Annotated in this window: 17 protein-coding genes; 15 read left to right on the top strand and 2 right to left on the bottom strand. The window is 72.9% G+C overall.

Annotated elements, in window-relative coordinates:
- Nucleotides 1-41: 41 nt before the first annotated feature.
- The 3 genes from recN (at nt 42) to ACFYXM_RS20210 (ending at nt 4,126) form a co-directional block, all read left to right on the top strand.
- The gene (recN, locus tag ACFYXM_RS20220; protein WP_389291046.1) at nt 42-1,787 is read left to right on the top strand and encodes a DNA repair protein RecN; all 1,746 of its coding nucleotides are present in this window, start codon (nt 42-44) and stop codon (nt 1,785-1,787) included.
- Between the two features lie 161 nt (nt 1,788-1,948).
- Nucleotides 1,949-2,764, top strand: coding sequence for a hypothetical protein (locus ACFYXM_RS20215; protein WP_389291044.1), 816 nt, complete (start codon nt 1,949-1,951; stop codon nt 2,762-2,764).
- Between the two features lie 264 nt (nt 2,765-3,028).
- A complete protein-coding gene (locus ACFYXM_RS20210) occupies nt 3,029-4,126 on the top strand; it encodes a glycosyltransferase family 4 protein (RefSeq protein WP_389291042.1) in 1,098 nt (365 codons plus the stop codon).
- A gap of 26 nt (nt 4,127-4,152) precedes the next feature.
- Here the strand turns inward: ACFYXM_RS20210 and ACFYXM_RS20205 are convergent, their stop codons facing one another.
- Both ACFYXM_RS20205 and ACFYXM_RS20200 read right to left on the bottom strand, forming a co-directional pair.
- Nucleotides 4,153-5,781, bottom strand: a complete 1,629-nt coding sequence (locus ACFYXM_RS20205; protein ID WP_389291040.1) for a PucR family transcriptional regulator — start codon at nt 5,779-5,781, stop codon at nt 4,153-4,155.
- A gap of 118 nt (nt 5,782-5,899) precedes the next feature.
- Nucleotides 5,900-7,702: a glycoside hydrolase family 15 protein gene (locus tag ACFYXM_RS20200; RefSeq protein WP_389291068.1), complete on the bottom strand. Its 1,803-nt coding sequence runs from the start codon at nt 7,700-7,702 to the stop codon at nt 5,900-5,902.
- A gap of 425 nt (nt 7,703-8,127) precedes the next feature.
- Here ACFYXM_RS20200 and ACFYXM_RS20195 point away from each other — a divergent pair, with 425 nt between their 5' ends.
- The 12 genes from ACFYXM_RS20195 to ACFYXM_RS20140 all read left to right on the top strand — a co-directional run bounded on the left by ACFYXM_RS20195 (nt 8,128) and on the right by ACFYXM_RS20140 (nt 21,916).
- Nucleotides 8,128-9,813, top strand: a complete 1,686-nt coding sequence (locus ACFYXM_RS20195; protein WP_389291038.1) for a CTP synthase — start codon at nt 8,128-8,130, stop codon at nt 9,811-9,813.
- 89 nt (nt 9,814-9,902) lie between these two features.
- Nucleotides 9,903-10,529: an NUDIX domain-containing protein gene (locus ACFYXM_RS20190; protein ID WP_389291036.1), complete on the top strand. Its 627-nt coding sequence runs from the start codon at nt 9,903-9,905 to the stop codon at nt 10,527-10,529.
- A 216-nt stretch (nt 10,530-10,745) separates the two neighbouring features.
- Nucleotides 10,746-12,809: a tetratricopeptide repeat protein gene (locus ACFYXM_RS20185; RefSeq protein ID WP_389291034.1), complete on the top strand. Its 2,064-nt coding sequence runs from the start codon at nt 10,746-10,748 to the stop codon at nt 12,807-12,809.
- Nucleotides 12,810-12,952: 143 nt separating this feature from the next.
- Nucleotides 12,953-14,068, top strand: a complete 1,116-nt coding sequence (gene ald, locus ACFYXM_RS20180) for an alanine dehydrogenase (protein WP_389291066.1) — start codon at nt 12,953-12,955, stop codon at nt 14,066-14,068.
- A gap of 415 nt (nt 14,069-14,483) precedes the next feature.
- A complete protein-coding gene (locus tag ACFYXM_RS20175; protein ID WP_351523306.1) occupies nt 14,484-15,602 on the top strand; it encodes a ParA family protein in 1,119 nt (372 codons plus the stop codon).
- Nucleotides 15,599-16,189 carry a hypothetical protein gene (locus ACFYXM_RS20170; RefSeq protein ID WP_389291065.1) on the top strand — a complete coding sequence of 197 codons (591 nt, stop codon included), beginning with the start codon at nt 15,599-15,601 and terminating at the stop codon, nt 16,187-16,189. The genes ACFYXM_RS20175 and ACFYXM_RS20170 overlap by 4 nt, the downstream gene beginning before the upstream one ends.
- Before the next feature lie 133 nt (nt 16,190-16,322).
- Entirely contained in the window at nt 16,323-17,477 is a 1,155-nt protein-coding gene (locus tag ACFYXM_RS20165) for a segregation and condensation protein A (protein WP_389291032.1), read from the top strand.
- The gene (gene scpB / locus ACFYXM_RS20160) at nt 17,474-18,121 is read left to right on the top strand and encodes an SMC-Scp complex subunit ScpB (protein ID WP_389291031.1); all 648 of its coding nucleotides are present in this window, start codon (nt 17,474-17,476) and stop codon (nt 18,119-18,121) included. The genes ACFYXM_RS20165 and scpB overlap by 4 nt, the downstream gene beginning before the upstream one ends.
- Complete coding sequence (locus ACFYXM_RS20155) at nt 18,121-19,227, top strand: pseudouridine synthase (RefSeq protein ID WP_389291030.1); 1,107 nt, start codon at nt 18,121-18,123, stop codon at nt 19,225-19,227. The genes scpB and ACFYXM_RS20155 overlap by 1 nt, the downstream gene beginning before the upstream one ends.
- A 222-nt stretch (nt 19,228-19,449) precedes the next feature.
- A complete protein-coding gene (pnuC, locus tag ACFYXM_RS20150) occupies nt 19,450-20,109 on the top strand; it encodes a nicotinamide riboside transporter PnuC (RefSeq protein ID WP_389291029.1) in 660 nt (219 codons plus the stop codon).
- Nucleotides 20,106-21,185 carry an AAA family ATPase gene (locus tag ACFYXM_RS20145; protein ID WP_389291027.1) on the top strand — a complete coding sequence of 360 codons (1,080 nt, stop codon included), beginning with the start codon at nt 20,106-20,108 and terminating at the stop codon, nt 21,183-21,185. Before pnuC ends, ACFYXM_RS20145 begins: the two co-directional genes overlap by 4 nt.
- Nucleotides 21,182-21,916 carry an NUDIX domain-containing protein gene (locus ACFYXM_RS20140; protein ID WP_389291025.1) on the top strand — a complete coding sequence of 245 codons (735 nt, stop codon included), beginning with the start codon at nt 21,182-21,184 and terminating at the stop codon, nt 21,914-21,916. Before ACFYXM_RS20145 ends, ACFYXM_RS20140 begins: the two co-directional genes overlap by 4 nt.
- The last annotated feature ends 54 nt before the right edge of the window (nt 21,917-21,970 follow it).

Genomic DNA, 21,970 nt, shown 5'->3' with positions numbered 1-21,970 from the left:
GCGGGGCCCGTCGCACTTCGGGGCCCGGACCTCGTAAGGTCATGTCCGTGTTGGAGGAGATGCGGATACGGTCGCTCGGAGTCATCGACGACGCGGTGGTCGAGCTGTCGCCCGGGTTCACCGCCGTGACGGGTGAGACCGGCGCGGGCAAGACCATGGTCGTCACCAGCCTGGGGCTGCTGCTCGGCGGACGCGCCGATCCCGCCCTGGTGCGGATCGGGTCCAGGGCGGCGGTCGTCGAGGGACGGATCACGGTGTCCGAGGGCGACGCGGTGGCGTCGCGGGCGGAGGAGGCCGGGGCCGAGTTCGACGACGGGGCCCTGCTGATCAGCCGTACCGTTTCCGCGGAGGGGCGTTCCCGGGCGCATCTCGGCGGCAGATCCGTGCCGGTCGGGGTGCTCGCCGAACTCGCCGACGAACTCGTCGCCGTGCACGGCCAGACCGACCAGCAGGGGCTCCTCAAGCCTGCCCGGCAGCGGCAGGCCCTCGACCGGTACGCGGGCGACGGCGTCGCCGTCCCGCTGGCCCGGTACACGACGGCGTACCGGCGACTGCGGGCCGTGCTCACGGAGCTCGACGAGCTGACCACACGCGCCCGCGAACGCGCCCAGGAAGCGGATCTGCTGCGCTTCGGCCTCGACGAGATCGCCGCGGTCGAACCGCTCGCGGGCGAGGACGCCGACCTGGCCGCCGAGGCGGAGCGGCTCGGCCACGCCGAGGCGCTCGCCTCCGCGGCGGCCCTCGCGCACACCGCGCTCGCGGGGAATCCGGAGGACCCGGAGGGCGTCGACGCGACGACGGTGGTCGCGGCCGCCGGACGCGCGCTGGACGCCGTACGCTCCCACGACCCGGCCCTGGCCGCGCTCGCCGACCGGATCGGTGAGATCTCGATCCTGCTGACCGATGTGGCCGGTGAGCTGGCCGGGTACGCCGACCGGCTGGACGCCGATCCGCTGCGGCTCGCCGCGGTGGAGGAGCGGCGCGCCGCGCTCGCCGCGCTCACCCGCAAGTACGGCGAGGACATCACCGCCGTGCTCGCCTGGGCCGAGGAGGGCTCCGCCCGGCTCACCGAGCTGGAGGGCGACGACGACCGGATCGGCGAGCTGACCGCCGAACGCGACACGCTGCGCGCCGAACTCTCCGTACTGGGGCAGGAGTTGACCGACGCGCGCACGGAGGCGGCGGCACGCTTCGCCGAGGCGGTGACCGAGGAACTGGCCTCGCTCGCCATGCCGCACGCCCGGGTGTCCTTCGCCGTCCGGCAGACCGAGGCGGCCGACGATGCCTCCGGCATCGACGTCGGCGGGCGCAGCGTGCTCTACGGGCCGTCCGGCGCCGACGAGGTCGAGCTCCTGCTGGCACCACATCCGGGCGCCCAGCCGAGGCCGATCGCCAAGGGGGCGTCGGGCGGTGAGCTGTCCCGGGTGATGCTCGCCGTCGAGGTGGTCTTCGCCGGTTCCGACCCCGTGCCCACGTATCTCTTCGACGAGGTCGACGCGGGTGTCGGAGGCAAGGCCGCCGTCGAGGTCGGGCGGCGGCTCGCGAAGCTCGCCCGGTCCGCGCAGGTCGTCGTCGTCACGCACCTGCCGCAGGTGGCGGCCTTCGCGGACCGGCAACTGCTGGTCGAGAAGACGGTCGACGGGGCGGTGACCAGCAGCGGGGTCACGGTCCTCGAGGGCGAGGACCGGGTGCGGGAGCTCTCCCGGATGCTCGCGGGCCAGGAGGACTCGCAGACGGCACGAGCCCATGCGGAGGAGCTGCTGGCCGCTGCTCGGGCGGCCGTGTAGCGGACGGACGTCGTCGCGGGCAGGCGTGGCGGCACGGCTGTCCGCGGAACTTCACGTCGTGGTCGCCGGCGGGTCGGCCCGGCGCCGGCGGCCGTCCCGTCGTGGTCGTCGCCGGGCTCCGCCGGACGGGCCCGGCGGGCCCGTCCCGTAGTCTGGCCCGCATGGGAGCGGCTTTCGGCAGAACAGTGGTGTCCGGCGCCGTCGCGGCCGCGGTCGCCGCGGGCGCGTATCGCGTACTGCGGTCCCGTCCGCGTGAGCGCTGGCGGCGCGTCAACCACGGGGGCCGGAGCATCAATCTGTACGCGGGACCGGCCGTCGCCCTCGGCGCCGCGGCCGGGGCGGCCGTTCTGCCGCTGCCGGCCCGTACCCGGTGCGCCGCGTCGCTCGCGGTGCTGGCGGCGGCGGGCTGCGGTGCGTACGACGACCTCGCCGGTGCCGACGATCCGCGCCGGGGGTTCCGCGCCCACCTCGGTGCGCTGCGGGACGGCGAGGTGACCAGCGGTGCCGTCAAGCTGCTCGGGGTCGGGGCGGCCGGGCTCGCGGCCGGTGCGCTGATGAAGGAACGTCCCGTCGACCGGCTCCTGGCCGGGGTGGTGATCGCCGCGACCGCGCACCTGGTCAATCTGGTGGACGTACGTCCCGCCGCTGCCGCCGTCACCGTGCTCGCGCTCGGGGCCCCGGGTCTGCCGGGAGGCGGCACCGCCGCTGTGCTCGCGGCCGCGCCGATGGGCGCGGCGGCGGCCCTCGTCGGGGACGACCTGGGCGAGCGCACCATGATCGGGGACACCGGGGCCCACGCCCTGGGCGCGGCGCTCGGTGTCGCCGTCGTCGCGGGACGCGGCCGGGCCGGACTGCTCGCTCACGCGACGGGGCTCGTCGCCGCCGCCGTGTACGGGGAGCGGGTGAGCGGGCTCGTCCGGTCATTGTGGGACCGGGCGGCGTGGGACCGGGTGGCACCGGGCGCCGGGCGCGGCTGACCCCCGGACCCGGAGCGCCCCGGTCCGGCGGCACGGCAGCGGCCCCCGCCCGCCCCGGGCGACGGCCCGCGGGCCACGGACCTTCGGCCTGTCACGCCGACGTGGCAACCCCGTGCCGCCAATTCACCCATGGGAGTGGTGCGCCGCGGTCGGTCGCCGGAGTACGGGCGGGACGTTGGCCTGACTGTGCCGGAACGTGCGTACGGACTGGCATCCTTGGCGATGCCCTTTTCGCCGACTCGGGAGCCCCGGGAGCCAACCAACGTGTCACAGCTGCGTACGGTCCACGTCCTGGGCGGCGGCAGCGCGGGCAGCAGCGCCCACGTCAGCTCGCTGGCCGCCGGACTGGTGGCGAGGGGCGTGCACGTCACCGTCTGTGCCCCGGCCGCACTCGACCGGTTCCACCACTTCACCGGTACGGGGGCCTGCTTCGCTCCCGTGCCGCGGCGCAGCGACCCCGCAGCCGTCGCCGCCCTGCGTACCGCCTGCAGGGCGGCGGACGTGGTTCACGCGCACGGCCCGCACGCCGCCGTACGCGCCGCGCTCGCGCTCGGCGGGCGCCGGATCCCGCTGGTCGTCACCTGGCACGCCCGCGCTCACGGCGAGGGCGCCCGGGCCCGGCTGCTCCGTCTCATGGAGCGAAGGGCGGCCCGGGCGGCGGCGGTCGTGCTCGGCACGACGTCGGAACTGGTCGACCGGGCACGGATGCGCGGAGCGCGCGATGCCCGGCTCTCCCCGGTCTCGGCCCCTTTAACACACCCGGACGACCGCATCGATCCGGCCAAGACGCGTGCCGAACTCGGTGCGGTAGGGCGGCCGTTGGTCTTCTCGTACGGGAGTCTCGTGCCGCACCACGGGTACGACCTGCTGCTCGACGCCGCTCGGTCCTGGCGCGATCCCGGCACCGCGCCGCTGCTGATCGTCGCAGGGGAGGGGCGGCAACGGCAGGCCCTGCAACGCCGGATCAGGGAGGAGGAGTTGCCGGTCCGGCTCATCGGCGAGCGCGAGGACATCGCGGAACTGCTCACCGCCGCCGACCTGGCCGTGCTGCCCAGCCGTTGGGAGGCGCGCCCGGTGCTGGCCCAGCAGGCGCTGCGGCTGGGCGTCCCCCTGGTCGCCACTGCCGTCGGGGGAGTGCCCGAACTCGTCGGGGACGGGGCGGAGCTCGTGCCGTACGGGAACGCGGAGGCGCTCGCGCGCGCGGTGGCCGGACTGCTCGGCGATCCGGAGCGGCGTGCGCGGCTGGTGGCCGCCGGGCGTTCCCAGGCCGCGAGTTGGCCCACGGAGGACGACACCATCGTCCACGTGCTCAGCATCTACGACGAGTTGACGCGCCCTCTGGTGATGCCGCGGGCGCGGTGAGCGGTCCGCCCGCCGCTCCCCGCGCATCACCGCGGCGTGTGACGGCGGGCCCGCAGCGCCAGGCTCAGGGCCAGCACCGTCTGCGGGTCGTCCAGATCGGTGCCGAGCAACTCGCCGATGCGGGCCAGCCGGTTGTACAAGGTCTGGCGGTTCAGGTGCAGTTCGCGTGCCGTCTCCGCCTTGCGGCCCGCATGGGCCAGATACGTCTCCAGCGTCGGGAGCAGCGGGGGTCGCGAGGTCCGGTCGTGATCGCGCAGCGGACCGATCGCCCGTTCCACGAACGCCGCCAGATCGGGGTGGTCCCGCAGCCGCCACAGCAGCAGGTCGATGTCCAGTCGCCGGGCGTCGTACCAGGGCCGGTCGCCCAGGCCCTGCGCCGCGGTCGCCGTCTCGGCGGCGTGCCGCAGCCCCGCACCGGCCGCCGCCCAGCCACCCGCGACGCCCACCACCACGACCGGCGGATGCGATCCGGCCCGTTCCAGACCGGCGCGTTCCACACCGGCCCGCAGCGCCGCCGCGACCCGGTCCGCGACCGCCGTGCGCTCCGACTCGGCCCGCAGCCCCAGCAGCACCGGAACCCGGCCCTCCACCGGCCGGACCCCGAGCAGCACCGGTACCCCCACGGACGAGAGCTCGTCCAGCACGGCCCGCGCCAGCAGCGCCCAGTTCCCGGACCCGGACAACTCGGGCGCCAGCCGCATCACCACCGGCAGCAGCGGCGACGCACCCGGTTTGAAGCCCAGCACGCGGGCCTGCGCCGGCGCGTCCTCCGGTGCGATCCGGCCCTCCGCGAGATCCGTCAGGAAGTCGCCCCGACCACGCGCGGCCAGCTCCTCCTCCTGACGTGCCTGCATCAGTACGACCGCGAGGAGCCCGGCCGCCCGCTCCGCCGCCATCCGGTGCACCGGCAGCAGCGGCCCCGACACGGCCGGCAGCACCAGCCCGGCCCGAACCGAACCGGTCCCCGGACCACCGCCCGGCACGTCCACCAGCACCGAGCCGACGGGCGGCGACTCACGGGCCGCCCGGCCACCGCGCAGGCCCTCCCACACCTGGAGCGGATCGGCGCACACCGGGCCGGAGCCGGGGCCCGCCGCGTACAGCAGTTGACCGTCCGCCGTCTCCAGGAAGACCGGGGTGGCCGCGAAGTCCGCCAGGATGCCCAGCACCTGGGGCACCCCGCCGCCGCCGAGCAGCGCCTGGGTGCACCGCCGGTGCACGTCCTCGGCCTGCCGCAGCAGCGCGTAGTGACCGTTGACGATCTCGGTGTGGATCTCCTCGGTCACCGTCACGAACGGCACCTCCCGGTGCAGTTGCACCAGCGGCAGACCGGCCGCGCGGGCGGCGTCGACGATGGAGGCGGGCAGCCGGCCGAAGCGCGGCCCGAGCTCCACCACCAGGGCGGCGATGCCCCGGTCGGCGAGCCTGCGGACGAAGGCCCGCTGTTCGGCGGGGCGGGTGCCGAGCCCCAGACCGGTGGTGAGCAGCAGCTCACCGCCCTTGAGCAGCGAGGCGATGTTCGGCACCTCGCCGGCGTGCACCCAGCGCACCGTGCGGTTCAGCCGGTCCGCGCCGGCCACCACCTCGGGGAGCCCGCTGCGCAGTCCCGGCAGTTCGAGCGCCCGCTGCACGGTGATTCCGCCCTGTGTCTCCACGGGGACTGCACCTTGCGTCTCCACTGGCTCCGGCCTCGCGTTTCCACTCGGGTCCTACGGGCGGTCGCCCCGGTCCGGGAAGATACCGGCCGGGGCGCCGAATCAGGCTGCCGGCCCCTCAGCCGACGTACGCCCCGCTCGCCGTCAGGCGCAGCGCGGTGTCGATCAGCGGGACATGGCTGAACGCCTGGGGGAAGTTGCCGACCTGTCGCTGGAGCCGGGGGTCCCATTCCTCGGCGAGCAGCCCCAGGTCGTTGCGCAGGGACAGCAGCCTCTCGAAGAGCTGGCGGGCCTCGTCGACCCGGCCGATCATCGCCAGGTCGTCCGCCAGCCAGAACGAGCAGGCCAGGAACGCGCCCTCGTCGCCCTCCAGGCCGTCCACTCCAGCATCCTCGCCGTGGGTGGGGTAGCGCAGCACGAAGCCGTCCTCCGTGGACAGCTCGCGCTGGATCGCCTCGATCGTGCCGATCACGCGCTTGTCGTCCGGCGGCAGGAAGCCCATCTGCGGGATCAGCAGGAGGGAGGCGTCCAGCTCCTTCGAGCCGTAGGACTGCGTGAACGTGTTGCGTTCCTCGTCGTAGCCCCGCTCGCAGACCTCGCGGTGGATCTCGTCGCGCAGTTCGCGCAGCCGCTCCACCGGGCCCTCCACGTCCCCGGACTCGATCAACTTGATCGTGCGGTCGACGGCCACCCAGGCCATCACCTTCGAGTGGACGAAGTGGCGGCGCGGGCCGCGCACCTCCCAGATGCCCTCGTCCGGCTCGCCCCAGTGCTTCTCCAAGTACTCGATCAGTTTGAGCTGGAGGCCCATCGCGTAGTCGTTGCGGGTCAGCCCGGTCATGTGGGCGAGATGCAGTGCCTCGATGACCTCGCCGTACACGTCCAGCTGGAGCTGGCCCGCCGCGCCGTTGCCGACCCGGACCGGGGCGGAGTTCTCGTAGCCGGGCAGCCAGTCCAGCTCGGCCTCGCCCAGCTCGCGCTCGCCCGCGATGCCGTACATGATCTGCAGGTTCTCCGGGTCACCGGCGACCGCCCGCAGCAGCCACTCCCGCCAGGCGCGGGCCTCCTCGCGGTAGCCGGTGCGCAGCAGGGAGGACAGGGTGATCGCGGCGTCGCGCAGCCAGGTGTAGCGGTAGTCCCAGTTCCGGGAGCCGCCGATGTCCTCGGGCAGCGAGGTGGTCGGGGCCGCGACGATGCCGCCGGTCGGCGCGTACGTCAGCGCCTTGAGGACGATCAGCGAGCGGACCACGGCCTCCCGGTAGGGCCCGTGGTACGTGCACTGCTCGACCCACTCGCGCCAGAACTCCTCGGTGGCCTCCAGCGAACCCTCCGGGTCCGGCAGGCTCGGCGGCTCGTGGTGCGAGGGCTGCCAGCTGATCGTGAACGCGATCCGGTCGCCCGGCGTGACCGTGAAGTCGGAGTACGTCGTCAGGTTCTCGCCGTAGGTGTCGGCCGGGGTGTCCAGCCAGACCGAGTCCGGGCCGGCGACGGCGACCGTACGGCCGTCGATCTTGTGCACCCAGGGCGTCACACGGCCGTAGCTGAACCTCATCCGCAGCTCGGAACGCATCGGCACCCGGCCGCTGACGCCCTCCACGATCCGGATCACCTGGGGGGCGCCGTCACGCGGCGGCATGAAATCGGTCACCTTGACCGTTCCGCGCGGGGTGTCCCATTCCGATTCCAGGACGAGGGAGTCGCCCCGGTACCGGCGGCGGGCCGCGGACGGGGGCTGTTCCTCGTCCTCCCACGCCGGACCCAGGCGCCAGAAGCCATGCTCCTCGGTACCCAGCAGTCCCGCGAAAACGGCGTGAGAATCGAATCGGGGAAGGCACAGCCAGTCCACTGTGCCGTCCCGGCAGACCAGGGCGGCGGTCTGCATGTCTCCGATGAGTGCGTAATCCTCGATGCGCCCGGCCACGTGCGTCTCCAGTCGAACGGCCATGTCACCCCGTAGGGCATTACTGCGGGTCAGGAGGTCACCGCGAGGGATTGTGGTGGGGGAAAAGATGTGGGGGGAAAACCTGCGAACCCGATACCTCGCCCGCAGCGAGTGTCCGAGCAGGATACGACGCACCCGGGTGGTCCGCGCGACCGTCTCGACAACGGGTCCTCCCCGAACGGTGCGGCATGGACGGCTTGCGATGATCTCGTGTGGCGAATGTGCGGGATGTGGCCGGAAGCAGGCCCCCTTTGTCGCTGATACCCTGGTAGCCCGTGGACCGGTGGTCGTCGGCGACAGCAGACGCGGCCCCCGAACCGCAGCGACTGGCCCCGCCGGGACCCCTCCGGACGGCGAGACCGGAACGCCCCTCAAGACCGCGACCACGGGAGCCCCCTTTGGCTATGCAGCCCACATCCACGACGACCAAGCACATCTTCGTCACCGGGGGTGTCGCCTCTTCCCTCGGCAAGGGTCTGACTGCCTCCAGCCTCGGCGCCCTGCTCAAGGCGCGCGGACTCCGGGTCACCATGCAGAAGCTCGACCCGTACCTGAACGTCGACCCGGGCACGATGAACCCCTTCCAGCACGGCGAGGTGTTCGTCACCAACGACGGCGCCGAGACCGACCTGGACATCGGCCACTACGAGCGCTTCCTGGACGTCGACCTCGACGGCTCGGCCAACGTCACCACCGGCCAGGTCTACTCGCAGGTGATCGCCAAGGAGCGGCGCGGCGAGTACCTCGGCGACACCGTGCAGGTCATCCCGCACATCACCAACGAGATCAAGCACCGCATCCGCCGCATGGCCACCGACGACGTCGACGTCGTGATCACCGAGGTCGGCGGCACGGTCGGCGACATCGAGTCGCTGCCGTTCCTGGAGACCGTCCGCCAGGTCCGCCACGAGGTCGGCCGGGACAACGTCTTCGTCGTGCACATCTCGCTGCTTCCCTACATCGGCCCGTCCGGCGAGCTGAAGACCAAGCCCACCCAGCACTCCGTCGCGGCGCTGCGCAACATCGGTATCCAGCCGGACGCCATCGTGCTGCGCGCCGACCGCGACGTGCCGACCGCCATCAAGCGCAAGATCTCGCTGATGTGCGACGTCGACGAGGCCGCCGTGGTGGCCTGTGTGGACGCCAAGTCGATCTACGACATCCCGAAGGTGCTGCACACCGAGGGCCTGGACGCCTACGTCGTGCGCAAGCTCGACCTGCCGTTCCGCGATGTCGACTGGACCACCTGGGACGACCTGCTGGACCGTGTCCACAACCCCGACCACGAGGTCACCGTCGCGCTCGTCGGCAAGTACATCGACCTGCCCGACGCCTACCTCTCGGTCACCGAGGCCATCCGGGCCGGCGGTTTCGCCAACAAGGCCCGGGTCAAGGTCGAGTGGGTCGCCTCCGACGACTGCAAGACCCCGGCCGGTGCCGCCAAGCGGCTCTCCGGCGTCGACGCGATCTGCGTGCCCGGCGGCTTCGGCGACCGCGGCGTCGACGGCAAGATCGGTGCCATCCAGTACGCCCGCGAGCACAAGGTGCCGCTGCTCGGCCTCTGTCTCGGCCTCCAGTGCGTCGTGATCGAGGCGGCGCGCAACCTCGCCGAGATCTCCGACGCCAACTCCACCGAGTTCGCCCCCGCCACCGCGCACCCCGTCATCTCGACGATGGAGGAGCAGCTGGCCTACGTCGAGGGCGCCGGCGACCTGGGCGGCACCATGCGGCTCGGCCTGTACCCGGCGAAGCTCGCCGAGGGCTCGCTGGTCCGTGAGGCCTACGACGGCGAGCCGTACGTGGAGGAGCGCCACCGCCACCGCTACGAGGTCAACAACGTCTACCGCGCCGAACTGGAGAAGAAGGCCGGACTGGTCTTCTCCGGCACCTCCCCGGACAACAAGCTCGTCGAGTACGTCGAGTACCCGCGCGAGGTCCACCCGTACCTGGTCGCCACCCAGGCGCATCCGGAGCTCCGCTCCCGCCCGACCCGCCCGCACCCGCTCTTCGCCGGCCTGGTGAAGGCGGCGGTCGCGCGCAAGGTGGGCGCGAAGGCCGGTGGCGGGCAGCGTGCCGCCTCGGGCAAGTAGTCCGGCGGTACGCAGGCATTAACGTTGACCGGGGTACGGGTCCGACCAGGACACGTGCTCCGGTTTCAGTTTTCTGCGGAAGGACGTAGATGGGTATCCAGGACACGCCCGAGGAATGGCAGGTCACCGCGACCGGGACGCCCTTCACCGGCAACAAGACCAGTGTCCGCACCGACGAGGTCGTGATGCCCGACGGCACGGTCGTGCGCCGTGACTACCAGGTCCACCCCGGCTCGGTCGCCGTGCTGGCTCTCGACGAGGAGGACCGGGTCCTGGTGCTGAAGCAGTACCGCCACCCGGTGCGCCACAAGCTCTGGGAGATCCCGGCCGGACTGCTCGACGTCCCCGGCGAGAACCCGCTGCACGCCGCGCAGCGCGAGCTCTACGAGGAGGCGTACGCCAAGGCAGAGGACTGGCGGGTGCTGACCGACGTCTACACCACGCCGGGCGGCTGCGACGAGGCCGTACGGATCTTCCTCGCCCGCGGTCTCTCCGAGGCGGACGGGGATCGCTTCGAGGTCTCCGAGGAGGAGGCCGACATGGAGCTGGCCCGGGTGCCGCTCCAGGAGCTGGTACGGGGCGTGCTCGCCGGGGAGCTGCACAACAACTGCCTCGTCGTGGGGGTCCTCTCGCTCGCGGCGGCGCTCGCGGGCGACGGGATCGACTCGCTGCGCCCGGCCGGGGCGCCGTGGCCGGCCCGCCCGTTCGAGAGCTGACGGCCCGTCGGTCCGGGCGGTCCGGGCGGTCCGGACACCGCGGGTGGACCGGGTGGTGGAGGCGGATCGGATTCTCTGATCGGACAAGACGATGATCCGAATGGGGGACCTCTGCGCCACGCTCCACACCGATCGTCCACACGGCTGAACTACGCTCGGAACGCCCTGACCGGACCCTCGGCGGGCGACGCGTGCGGCGGAAGTGGAGCGTGGCCCGTGACGGATCAGGCGGTGGACACCGGCAGCCCGGCCGAGACGGCGGGGAGCGAAGGGACGTCCGACGCCGCAGCGCCCCAATTCTTCGGCCGCGAACGCGAGTTGAAGCAGCTGCACGCCGACATCGAACACGTCGGACTGGACACTCTGGCCGGCCGCAAACCCGCCCGCGCCCGGGTCCTGCTGATCGCAGGACGCCCCGGTTCCGGACGTACCGCGCTCGCCGGGGAGCTGGCCCGTCGGCTGCTCGCCGACGACGACCGCCGCGACGGCCCGTTCCGGGCCCGGCTCACCGATCCCGGCGGCGCCCGGGTCCCCACCGAGCGCACCGCCCGGGAACTGCTCGACCAGATGGGCGTGGCGGGGCCGCCCGGCGCCGACGGTGACGAACTGTCCGGAATGGTCCGCGAGGCGCTCGCCGGACGCCGCGCCCTGCTGCTCCTCGACGACGCCGCGGACGCCGAACAGGTCGACCCGCTGCTCCCCGACGACTCCGACTGCCTCGTCGTCGCCACCTCCGAGGGCCCGCTGACCGGCATCCCGGATGTCCGCCCCTGCACGCTCGGCGGCCTGGACGCGGCCTCGGCCGTCCGGCTCCTCGCCGGTCTCATCGGCGACGTGAGGATCACCGTCGACCCGCGCACCGCGGAATCCCTCGTCGAGGAGTGCGGCGGGCTGCCGGCCGCCCTGCTGATGGCGGGCGGCTGGCTCGCGGCCCACCCCATGGCCTCGGTCTCCGACCTCGCCCGACGGCTCCGCGAGCAGCCGGACGACCCCGGGCAGCCCATCGGCGCCCGCCCCCTGGCCCGGGTCCTGCGGCTGGTCCACGACTCCCTGCCGCCCGCCGCCGCCCGCACGCTGCGCCTGCTCGTCCTCGCCCCCGGCGGGACGGCCGACGCCCACAGCGCCTCCGCGCTCTCGGGCTGCTCCGTCCACACCGCCCGGACGACCCTCGACGACCTCGTCGCCCTCGGGCTGCTGCGCAGCGACGGGACGGACCGGCCGCAGTACGAGGTGCCCGGCTGCCTCGAACCGCTGCTGTGGACGCTGCTGGAGGCCAGGGACCGGCCCGCGGAGGTTCAGCTCGCCCGGGCCCGGATGCTGGAGCGGACCGTACGGCTGCTGCAGTCCTGCCGGGCGGTCACCGAGCCCGAGGGTTCCCCGGCCCGCCGCGGGCTCGCCGCGCTGCCGCGTTCCCTGCGCTTCCCCGGTCCCGACGAGGCCGCCGCCTGGCTGCGGAGCCGTCGGCCCGCCCTGCTGGCATCGGCCCGGCTCGCCGTGGCGGACGGCGGACTCGACACCCTGGCAAGGCGGTTGGCGTCGGCGCTGGTGCGGGCGCTGGCCGTGCACGAGGGCACCGAGGCCGCCGCGCCCGACCTGTACGGACTGCACGGCCTGGTCCTGGCCGTCGCCGAGCGGCGGGACCTGCCGCGGGAGCGGGCCGCGGCGCTGCTCAACCTCGCCGACCTCGACGCGGGAACCGGCCGCACCCGGGAGGCGCTGGCCCGCTACCGGGCCGCGCTGGACGCCGGACGGGCCGCGAAGGATCCGTATGCCACCGGCCGCGCGATGGAATCCGTGGGCGGCGCCTATGCCGAACTGGGGGACTACCAGCGGGCCGCCGACTGGTACGGCCGGGCCCTGGCCCAGCGCCTCACCCGGGACGAGCGGGCCGACGAGGCGAGGCTGTACGGGCGGCTGGGCGCCGTCCACACCTATGCCGGGAGGTACGGCGAGGCCCTGCGGAACTGGCGGGCCGCCGCTGCCGGGTACCGCAGGCTCGGCGACGTACCGGCCCAGGCGCGGGCGCTGAGCGAGGCGGCCCGGGTGCAGGAGTGCGCGGGACGGCCGCGCGAATCGCTGCAGACCTGCCAGGAGGCGGTGCACTGGGCCGGGCGGGCCGGGGACGTGCGGCTCCAGGCTGCGTTGCAACTGCGGCTGGCCGACACGTTCGACCGGCTCGGCGACCCGGCCGCGGCCCGGCTGCACCGGGGCCTGGCCGACAGTCTGCTGCGAGGCGGGGGTGCGGCCTACGAAATCCGTAGTGTGGTGACTGAAAATTAGTGCTTTGTAAGGCTAGACAGTATGAAATCCTTCATTAGACTGGCTGTACCGCGTGTGTTCGCGGTGTCTCCATTTACGCAGTGTCTATCCGGGTATGTGTAGCCATGTCCGGGTAACCCTCTGAGTCAAGGACCGTGATCGACGTGAAGGTCGGCATCCCCCGCGAAGTCAAGAACAACGAGTTCCGCGTGGCGATCACGCCCGCCGGTGTGCACGAGCTCGTCCGTAACGGCCACCAGGTTCTCGTCGAGCAGAACGCGGGCGCCGGCTCCTCCATCACGGACGAGGAGTACATCGCCGCCGGGGCGCAGATCCTCCCCACCGCGGACGAGGTCTGGGCCGCCGCGGACCTGGTGCTCAAGGTCAAGGAGCCGATCGCGGAGGAGTACCACCGCCTCCGCAAGGACCAGACGCTCTTCACCTACCTGCACCTCGCCGCCTCCCGCGAGTGCACGGACGCGCTCCTGGAGTCGGGCACGACGGCCATAGCGTACGAGACCGTCGAGACCGCGAACCGCGCGCTGCCGCTGCTCGCCCCCATGTCCGAGGTGGCGGGCCGGCTGGCCCCGCAGGTGGGTGCCTACCACCTGATGCGCTCGGCCGGTGGCCGCGGCGTGCTGCCGGCCGGTGTCCCGGGCACTGCGGCCGGCAAGGCCGTCGTCATCGGCGGCGGTGTCTCCGGCTGGAACGCCACGCAGATCGCCGTCGGGCTGGGCTTCCACGTCACGCTGCTCGACAAGGACATCAACAAGCTGCGCGAGGCCGACAAGATCTTCGGCACCAAGGTGCAGACCGTCGTGTCCAACGCCTTCGAGCTGGAGAAGGCCGTCGTCGAGGCCGACCTCGTCATCGGTGCCGTGCTCATCCCGGGCGCCAAGGCCCCGAAGCTGGTCACCAACGAGCTCGTCGCCAAGATGAAGCCCGGAAGCGTACTTGTCGACATTGCGATCGACCAGGGCGGCTGCTTCGAGGACTCGCACCCGACGACGCACGCCGAGCCGACCTTCAAGGTCCACGAGTCGGTCTTCTACTGCGTCGCGAACATGCCGGGCGCGGTGCCGAACACCTCCACCTACGCGCTCACCAACGCCACGCTGCCGTACATCGTGGAGCTCGCCAACCGCGGCTGGGTCGAGGCGCTGCGCCGTGACCCCGCCCTCGCCAAGGGTCTCAACACCCATGACGGCAAGGTCGTCTACCGCCAGGTCGCCGAGGCGCACGGCCTGGAGCGCGTCGAGCTGAGCACGCTCCTCGGCTGACGTTCCGCGCAGTCCGCGGGCTTCGCAGTCCAAGCGGGGCGGGAGGGTGCCTCTCCGCCTTCCGTCAACCTCATACGTCGGGCCGGACCTTGCCGAGCAGGGTCCGGCCCGACGCGTGCCCGGACCCGGCCGGCCGTCGTTCAACTCGTCTCGAACGCGGCCCTTCGACCGATTCGTGCCCCCGATAAAGGTGCGTCTCGATGCTCGTGCACTCTTGACAGCGAGGTGTTCGATTGCCGACACGACCGGCCGGGTCCGGTGGATTGTGTTGCTGCGAAGCGGTGACACGCCATAGAGTCGCCAATCGTCGGCATGGTGCCACGCTGACCTATCGATAAGTTTCCTGGTCACTTCCAAGGAGGTAAGACGACTTGTGAATGAGTCGACATTTACTCCCGGGGGTGTTCGTCCAGGGATGCCCGCACGGGGCCGGGGCCCGCACGGGCCGGAGGCTGTCGGCTCCGTCGCTGTCCGCACCTTCGCCACCAACCAGCACATGACGACAGCCCCCCAGATGATGGACGGCCTACACGTGAACGCCATGGCCGGCAACGAGAGTGGCCGAGAGACCGCCCGCTTCGCCGACTTCGACGAGGTGCCCCAGGGGCACTTCTACGACCCCGATGCCGAGTACGAGCCCGATCCGGAGTACGCGGCCACCCTCGCGCCCGACGCTGCCCGCCAGCGCCGCGAGCGGATCGGCCCGACCGGTCGGCCCCTGCCCTACTTCCCGATCCCGGGCCCGCTGACCGACCACGGCCCCGCGAAGATCATCGCGATGTGCAACCAGAAGGGCGGCGTCGGCAAGACCACGTCGACCATCAACCTGGGTGCCGCGCTGGCGGAGTACGGACGCCGGGTCCTGCTCGTCGACTTCGACCCGCAGGGCGCCCTGTCGGTCGGACTCGGCGTCAACCCGATGGAACTCGACCTCACGGTCTACAACCTGCTCATGGAGCGGGGCATGTCGGCCGACGACGTCCTGCTGAAGACCGCGGTCCCGAACATGGACCTGCTGCCCAGCAACATCGACCTGTCGGCCGCCGAGGTGCAGCTGGTCAGCGAGGTCGCCCGGGAATCCACGCTGCAGCGCGCCCTGAAGCCGCTGATGGCCGACTACGACTACATCGTGATCGACTGCCAGCCCTCGCTCGGCCTGCTCACGGTGAACGCCCTGACGGCCGCTCACAAGGTCATAGTTCCGCTGGAGTGCGAGTTCTTCGCGCTGCGAGGGGTGGCGCTGCTCACCGAGACCATCGAGAAGGTCCAGGAGCGGCTCAACCCCGAGCTGGAGCTCGACGGCATCCTCGCGACCATGTACGACTCCCGCACGGTGCACAGCCGCGAGGTCCTCGCGCGCGTCGTCGAGGCGTTCGACGACCACGTCTACCACACGGTCATCGGGCGCACCGTGCGCTTCCCCGAGACCACGGTCGCCGGTGAGCCCATCACCACGTACGCCTCGAACTCCGTCGGCGCCGCCGCCTATCGCCAGCTCGCCAGGGAGGTGCTCGCCCGGTGTCACGCCGAGTGAGTCTGCCCGGAGCCGACGAGCTGTTCCGTACCACCGGGGGCATGGGCCTCCAGTCCTCGTCCCCGGTGGACCGGCGGCGCAAGGCGAACGGCGAGGCCCGGGTGCCGGGTCCCGCCGGTGAGAACGACCCCGGGGCCGAAGGGTCCGGGACGGGCGCGGCCGAGGCGGCCGACGTCCGGGAGGAGCACACGGCGGCGGACGCCGACGTGGAGCAGCCGCGCGGCCGGGGCGCCGAAGGCGAGCGGAGGACGGCGGCCGGGCAGCCGGTGCGCAGGTCCCGGCCGACCGCCTCCCCGGACCGGGAGGCGGCGTCCGTCCCCGCCGTGCAGCAGCAGCGCAGGCGCGGCGGCGGTCGCGGGGCGAACCGGCGGCCCAGCGGCCGGGAGCGCCACGACGAGAAGATCACGGTCTACGTCTCGGCCGAGGAACTGATGGACCTGGAGCACGCCCGTCTCGTGCTGCGCGGTGAGCACGGACTCGCGGTCGACCGGGGCCGGATCGTCCGTGAGGCGGTCGCCGTGGTGCTGGCCGACCTGGAGTCGCGGGGCGACGCGAGCATCCTCGTACGGCGGCTGCGCGGGCGCTGACCGGGTCGCCGGTAGCCTGCCCGGAGTGCCGCCGCGGCCGGCCGCCCGCCCGGGGCCGCCGCGGGCCGATCGGCCGGCCCCTTCCGTACGGGCCGCCGCCCGCCGCCCGTATCCCGCTTGCCCCAGGACCCTCATGCCGACGACCGACGAGCCCGCCCGCACCCCCCGCCGCCCCCTGGGCCGCGGTCCGGGCGGCCGGGCAGCGCCGGAGCCCGGGCCGGGGGAGAAGGAGGACCGGGGACCCGGGCAGGAACCGGCCGCCGCATCGCCCGCCGTGGCCGACGTGGCTCCGGGGGGCCCTGCGGCCCACGACGGTCGGCCCGGTGACGGGCGGATCACCGGCGGTCGCGCCGATGACGGGCGGCCCGATGGTGGGCGGGCCCCCGATGGGCAGGTCGACGACGGCCGGTTCACCGTGCGGCTGGTGAACTTCGAGGGGCCGTTCGACCTGCTCCTTCAGCTGATCTCCAAGCACAAGCTGGATGTGACCGAAGTCGCGCTGTCCACGGTCACCGACGAGTTCATGGCGTACATCCACGCGATGGGACCGGACTGGGACCTGGACCAGACCACCGAGTTCCTCGTCGTCGCCGCGACCCTCCTGGACCTCAAGGCCGCCCGGCTGCTGCCCGCCGCCGAGGTGGAGGACGAGGCGGACCTGGCGCTGCTCGAAGCCCGGGACCTGCTGTTCGCGCGGCTGCTCCAGTACCGCGCGTACAAGCGCGTCGCGGAGATCTTCGACGGCCGGCTGGTGTCGGAGGGGCGGCGCTTCCCTCGCACCGTGGGGCTGGAGCGGCACCATGCCGAGCTGCTTCCCGAGGTCGTCATCGGTGTCGGGGCCGAGGGCTTCGCCCGGCTCGCCGTGAAGGCGATGCGGCCGAGACCCGAGCCGCAGGTGTACGTCGACCACATCCACGCACCGCTGGTCAGCGTGCGGGAACAGGCCGAGGTCGTAGTGGCGCGGCTGCGCGGGGCGGGGGAGATCGGTTTCCGGGAGCTCACCGAGGACGCCCCGGACACCCTCACCGTGATCGCCCGCTTCCTCGCGCTGTTGGAGCTGTACCGGGAGAAGGCCGTCGCGCTCGACCAGGACGTGGCCCTCGGGGAACTCCTGGTGCGTTGGGCCGGGGGAGAGGGAGCCGGTCCCGTCGTCACGGACGAGTTCGACTCCGAGAACGGGTCCGGGGCACGGGAAGCCGAGAACGGCGCCGAGGCGCGGTACGCGCGGGAGGACGGCGCCGGGGACAGGGCCGGGGCGCGGGACGTCCAGGAGGATGGGAAGGCATGACACGGCAGGACACCACCGGCTCCACCGTCGCGGATCTCGCACTGAAGCCCGCTCTGGAGGCCGTCCTCATGGTCGTCGACGAGCCCGCCACCGAGGAACACCTCGCCAAGGTGCTCCAGCGGCCCAGCGCGGCCGTCGCCGACGCGCTGCGCGAGCTGGCCGGCGAGTACACCGCAGGGCGCCGGGGCTTCGAGCTGCGGCTGGTGGCCGGCGGCTGGCGCTTCTACACCCGGCCCGAGTACGCGGCGGCCGTCGAGGGCTTCGTCCTGGACGGCCAGCAGGCCCGGCTCACCCAGGCGGCACTGGAGACCCTGGCCGTGGTCGCGTACCGCCAGCCGGTCAGCCGGTCCAGGGTCTCCGCGGTCCGCGGCGTGAACTGCGACGGGGTCATGCGGACCCTGCTCCAGCGGGGGCTCGTCGACGAGGCGGGCACGGAACCCGAAACAGGTGCGATCCTGTACAGGACGACGAACTACTTTCTGGAGCGGATGGGCCTGCGCGGCCTGGACGAGCTCCCGGAGCTCGCGCCCTTCCTCCCCGAGGCGGACGCGATCGAGGCCGAGACGCGAGAGGGTGTGCCGTCGTTCGATCCGGACGCACCGGACACCCCCGATACCCACGCAGACGACAAGACGGAATTTTGATGCGAAGCAGTGGCAGGAACAGCGGAAGCGGCGGCGGCCGGAGCGGCGGCGACCGGAATCCCCGGGGTGCCGGTGCCGGTCGCGACGGTCGGCAGGAGCAGCGTCCCCGCAGGCCCCGGCCGGAGGAGCGCCGCTACGACGTGGGCGCCCCGGACGGGCAGGGCGGCGACGGTCCCCGCAAGGGGCGCGGCGCGGCGGCGCGCGGCGGTGCCAAGGGCGGCCCGAAGCCCCCGCAGGCCCGCGACGACCGCGGCGGCGGCCGGCGCGGGCAGGGCGCCCCGTCCCGCCCGCGCGAGCTCGACGCCAAGATCGAGCAGCGCAACCGGGACCGGTACGCGGGCAGGTCCGAGGTCAGGACGCCCAGGACCTTCCCGGGCGCCGAGCAGGAGGGCGAGCGGCTGCAGAAGGTCCTCGCCCGGGCCGGGCTGGGTTCGCGCCGTGCCTGCGAGGAGCTGATCGAGCAGGCCCGCGTCGAGGTCAACGGCGAGATCGTCCTGGAGCAGGGCCGGCGCGTCGACGTGCACAAGGACGAGATCAAGGTCGACGGGCTGACCGTCGCCGCCCAGTCGTACCTCTTCTTCGCGCTGAACAAGCCCGCCGGTGTCGTCTCCTCCATGGAGGACCCGGACGGCCGCCAGTGCCTCGGCGACTACGTCACCAACCGCGAGACGCGGCTGTTCCACGTGGGCCGGCTCGACACCGAGACCGAGGGCATCCTCCTGCTCACCAACCACGGTGAGCTGGCCCACCGGCTGACCCACCCCAGGTACGGGGTGAAGAAGACCTACCTGGCCGCCATCCAGGGGCCGCTCCCGCGCGACCTGGGCAAGCGGCTCAAGGACGGCATCCCGCTGGAGGACGGCTACGCCCGCGCCGACCACTTCCGGGTCGTCGAGAACACCGGCAAGAACTACCTGGTCGAGGTCACCCTCCACGAAGGCCGCAAGCACATCGTCCGCCGGATGCTGGCCGAGGCCGGCTTCCCCGTCGAGCGGCTCGTCCGGACGTCGTTCGGGCCGATCCCGCTGGGTGACCAGAAGTCCGGCTGGCTGCGCCGCCTCACGAACACCGAGGTGGGCATGCTGATGCGCGAGGTCGGTCTGTAGTCCCGCGGCTGCGTCCGCCGCGCCACGGCCGGTCCGCGTTCCCGCACCGCCGTCCGTAGCGTCGCACCGCGCTCCCGCGCCCCCGTCCGGGGCGCTCCGGCTCCGCCCGTTCCGAGGCCCGCGTCCGGTTCCCGTTCTCGCACGTCGAGCGGGAACCGGACGCGGGCCTTTCGTCATGCCCGTCCCTCCTTTATAGTCAGAGTGACTATTAAGGAGGCGGGAGTGAGTCTCGCGGATGTCCTCGATCCCCTGCAGCAACCCCTGGTGACCGTCCTCGGCACCCCGGTCAGCTGGACCGAGGTGCTCGGTTTCGGCAGCGGGGCGCTGTGCGTCTGGCTCGTGGCCCGCCAGCACATCGCCAACTGGCCGATCGGCATCGCCAACAACCTCTTCTTCATCGTGCTGTTCGCCCAGTCCGGTCTGTACGCCGACGCCGGCCTCCAGATCGTCTTCATCGCCCTCGCCGTGTTCGGCTGGTGGACCTGGACCCACGGGGGTGGACCAGGTGCGCCCGACCTGCCGGTGCGCCGCACCACGCGCACCGAATGGGGCCTGCTGCTCGCGGCGGGGGCGGTGGGGACCTGCGCCCTCACCGTCCTGCTGGCCCGCGCCACCGACTCCACCGTGCCCTTCTGGGACGCCCTGACGACCGCGCTGTCCCTGACGGCCACGTACGGGCAGTGCCGCAAGCTCGTCGAGTCGTGGTGGCTCTGGATCGCCGCCGACGTGGTGTACATCCCGCTCTACGCGCACAAGGAGCTCTACCTCACCTCCCTGCTGTACATCGGCTTCCTGACGCTGTGCCTGGCCGGCCTGCGCAACTGGCGGCGCGATCTCGCCGCAGGGCAGCAGCGGCAGCGGCCCGTGGAGGTGACGGCGTGAAGCGCTTCGGCCACGGGCTCGTCCTCGGCAAGTTCTATCCGCCGCACGCCGGTCACCACCACCTCGTGCGCACCGCGCGAGACCGGTGCGAGCGGCTGACCGTCCTGGTCTGCGCCGCCTCCGTCGAATCCGTGCCGCTCGCCGACCGGGTGGCCTGGATGCGGGAGACGCACCCGGACGTACGGGTCGTGGGCGCCGTCGACGACATTCCCATGGACCTCCACGACCCGGAGATCTGGGACGCGCACATGGCCGTCTTCACCCGGGCCGTGCCCGAACCGGTGGACGCCGTCTTCACCTCGGAGCCGTACGGGGACGAGCTGGCCCGCAGGTTCGGTGCCGTGCCCGTCTGCGTCGACCCCGACCGCACGGTCTTCCCGGTCTCCGGTACCGCCGTCCGCAAGGACCCGGTCGGCTGCTGGGACTTCCTCGAACCGCCCGTCCGGGCCGCGCTCGCCCGGCGGGTCGTCGTCCTCGGCGCGGAATCCACCGGCACCACGACGATGGCCCGCGCGCTCACCGACCACTACCGGCGCCGCGGCGGGGTCTGGGCGCGCACCGGGTACGTCGCCGAGTACGGACGGGAGTTCAGCGAACGGAAGCTGGCCGGCCTGCGCTCCCGGTGGCCCGAGGCCCAGTGGGAGGACGTCGCCTTCGGCACGGAGGACTTCCCGCTGATCGCCCGGGCGCAGAACGACGCGGAGGAGACGGCCGCGCGCGCCGGGTCGCCGGTGCTGTTCTGCGACACCGACTCCTTCGCCACCACCGTCTGGCACGAACGCTACGTCGGCGGACGCAACCCCCTCGTCGAGGAGATCGCCGACCGGGTCCCGCACCACCTGTGGCTGCTCACCGACCACGAGGGCGTCGCGTTCGAGGACGACGGGCTGCGCGACGGCGAGGAACTGCGGCCCTGGATGACCGACCGCTTCCGCGCCGAACTCGCCCGTACCGGAAGACGGTTCGTCGAACTCACCGGGCCCCACCCGGAACGCCTGGCCACCGCTGTCGCCGCCGTCGACGCACTGCTCGCCGCCGGCTGGGACTTCGCCCCGCCCCTCCCGGAGCGCCGATGACGAGCACCGGTGTCCCCGCGGGCTACGACCCGTACGCCTTCGAACCGTTCGCGGTCACCGTCGATCTCGCCGTTTTCACGGTCCGCGCGGCCCGGCTCGACGTCCTGCTCGTCGAGCGGGGCGAGGACCCGTACAAGGGCTGCTGGGCACTGCCCGGCGGCTTCGTCCGGCCCCGCGAGTCCGCCGAGGACGCCGCCCGCCGGGAACTCGCCGAGGAGACCGGGCTGACCCCGGACACGGCCTCGGCCCTCCACCTGGAACAGCTGCGCACCTACAGCGACCCGGACCGGGACCCGAGGATGCGGGTCGTCTCCGTCGCGTACGCCGCACTCGTCCCCGACCTGCCCGAACCGCGCGGCGGCGGCGACGCGGCCGGCGCCCGCTGGTGGGACGCCGGGGCCACCGGTCCGCTCGCCTTCGACCACGACCGGATCCTCGCCGACGCCTACGACCGGATCGGCGCCAAGCTCGAATACACCTGCCTGGCCACCGCGTTCTGCCCGCCCGAATTCACCCTGGGGGAACTCCAGCAGGTGTACGAGACGGTCTGGGGCGTCACGCTCGACCGGCCCAACTTCCGGCGCAAGGTCCTCGCCACACCCGGCTTCGTCCAGGCCGTGGAGGGGCCGCCGCGCCGCACCGGCGGACGCGGCAAGCCCGCCGCGCTCCACAGGGCGGGCGCCGCCACCGCCCTGAACCCCCCGCTCCTGAGGCCGGAAGGCCACTCCTGACGCCGGGCAGCCGTTCCCGGTACCGCAAGACCGCTGGCAACACCGCAAGACCGC

It is taken from the genome of Streptomyces sp. NPDC002476, assembly GCF_042889785.1.
GTDB lineage: Bacteria > Actinomycetota > Actinomycetes > Streptomycetales > Streptomycetaceae > Streptomyces.
The sequence above is the reverse complement of the archived record's forward strand: the minus strand, read 5'-3'. Positions and strand labels throughout refer to the sequence as shown.

What these genes read in the sequence shown, in the direction of transcription:
- ACFYXM_RS20165 (WP_389291032.1), top strand. Translation starts at nt 16,323, where the DNA reads ATGCCGACGACCGACGAGCCCGCCCGCACCCCCCGCCGCCCCCTGGGC.
- ACFYXM_RS20155 (WP_389291030.1), top strand. Translation starts at nt 18,121, where the DNA reads ATGCGAAGCAGTGGCAGGAACAGCGGAAGCGGCGGCGGCCGGAGCGGC.
- ACFYXM_RS20190 (WP_389291036.1), top strand. Translation starts at nt 9,903, where the DNA reads ATGGGTATCCAGGACACGCCCGAGGAATGGCAGGTCACCGCGACCGGG.
- ACFYXM_RS20195 (WP_389291038.1), top strand. Translation starts at nt 8,128, where the DNA reads ATGCAGCCCACATCCACGACGACCAAGCACATCTTCGTCACCGGGGGT.
- scpB (WP_389291031.1), top strand. Translation starts at nt 17,474, where the DNA reads ATGACACGGCAGGACACCACCGGCTCCACCGTCGCGGATCTCGCACTG.
- recN (WP_389291046.1), top strand. Translation starts at nt 42, where the DNA reads ATGTCCGTGTTGGAGGAGATGCGGATACGGTCGCTCGGAGTCATCGAC.
- ACFYXM_RS20175 (WP_351523306.1), top strand. Translation starts at nt 14,484, where the DNA reads ATGCCCGCACGGGGCCGGGGCCCGCACGGGCCGGAGGCTGTCGGCTCC.
- ACFYXM_RS20140 (WP_389291025.1), top strand. Translation starts at nt 21,182, where the DNA reads ATGACGAGCACCGGTGTCCCCGCGGGCTACGACCCGTACGCCTTCGAA.
- ACFYXM_RS20215 (WP_389291044.1), top strand. Translation starts at nt 1,949, where the DNA reads ATGGGAGCGGCTTTCGGCAGAACAGTGGTGTCCGGCGCCGTCGCGGCC.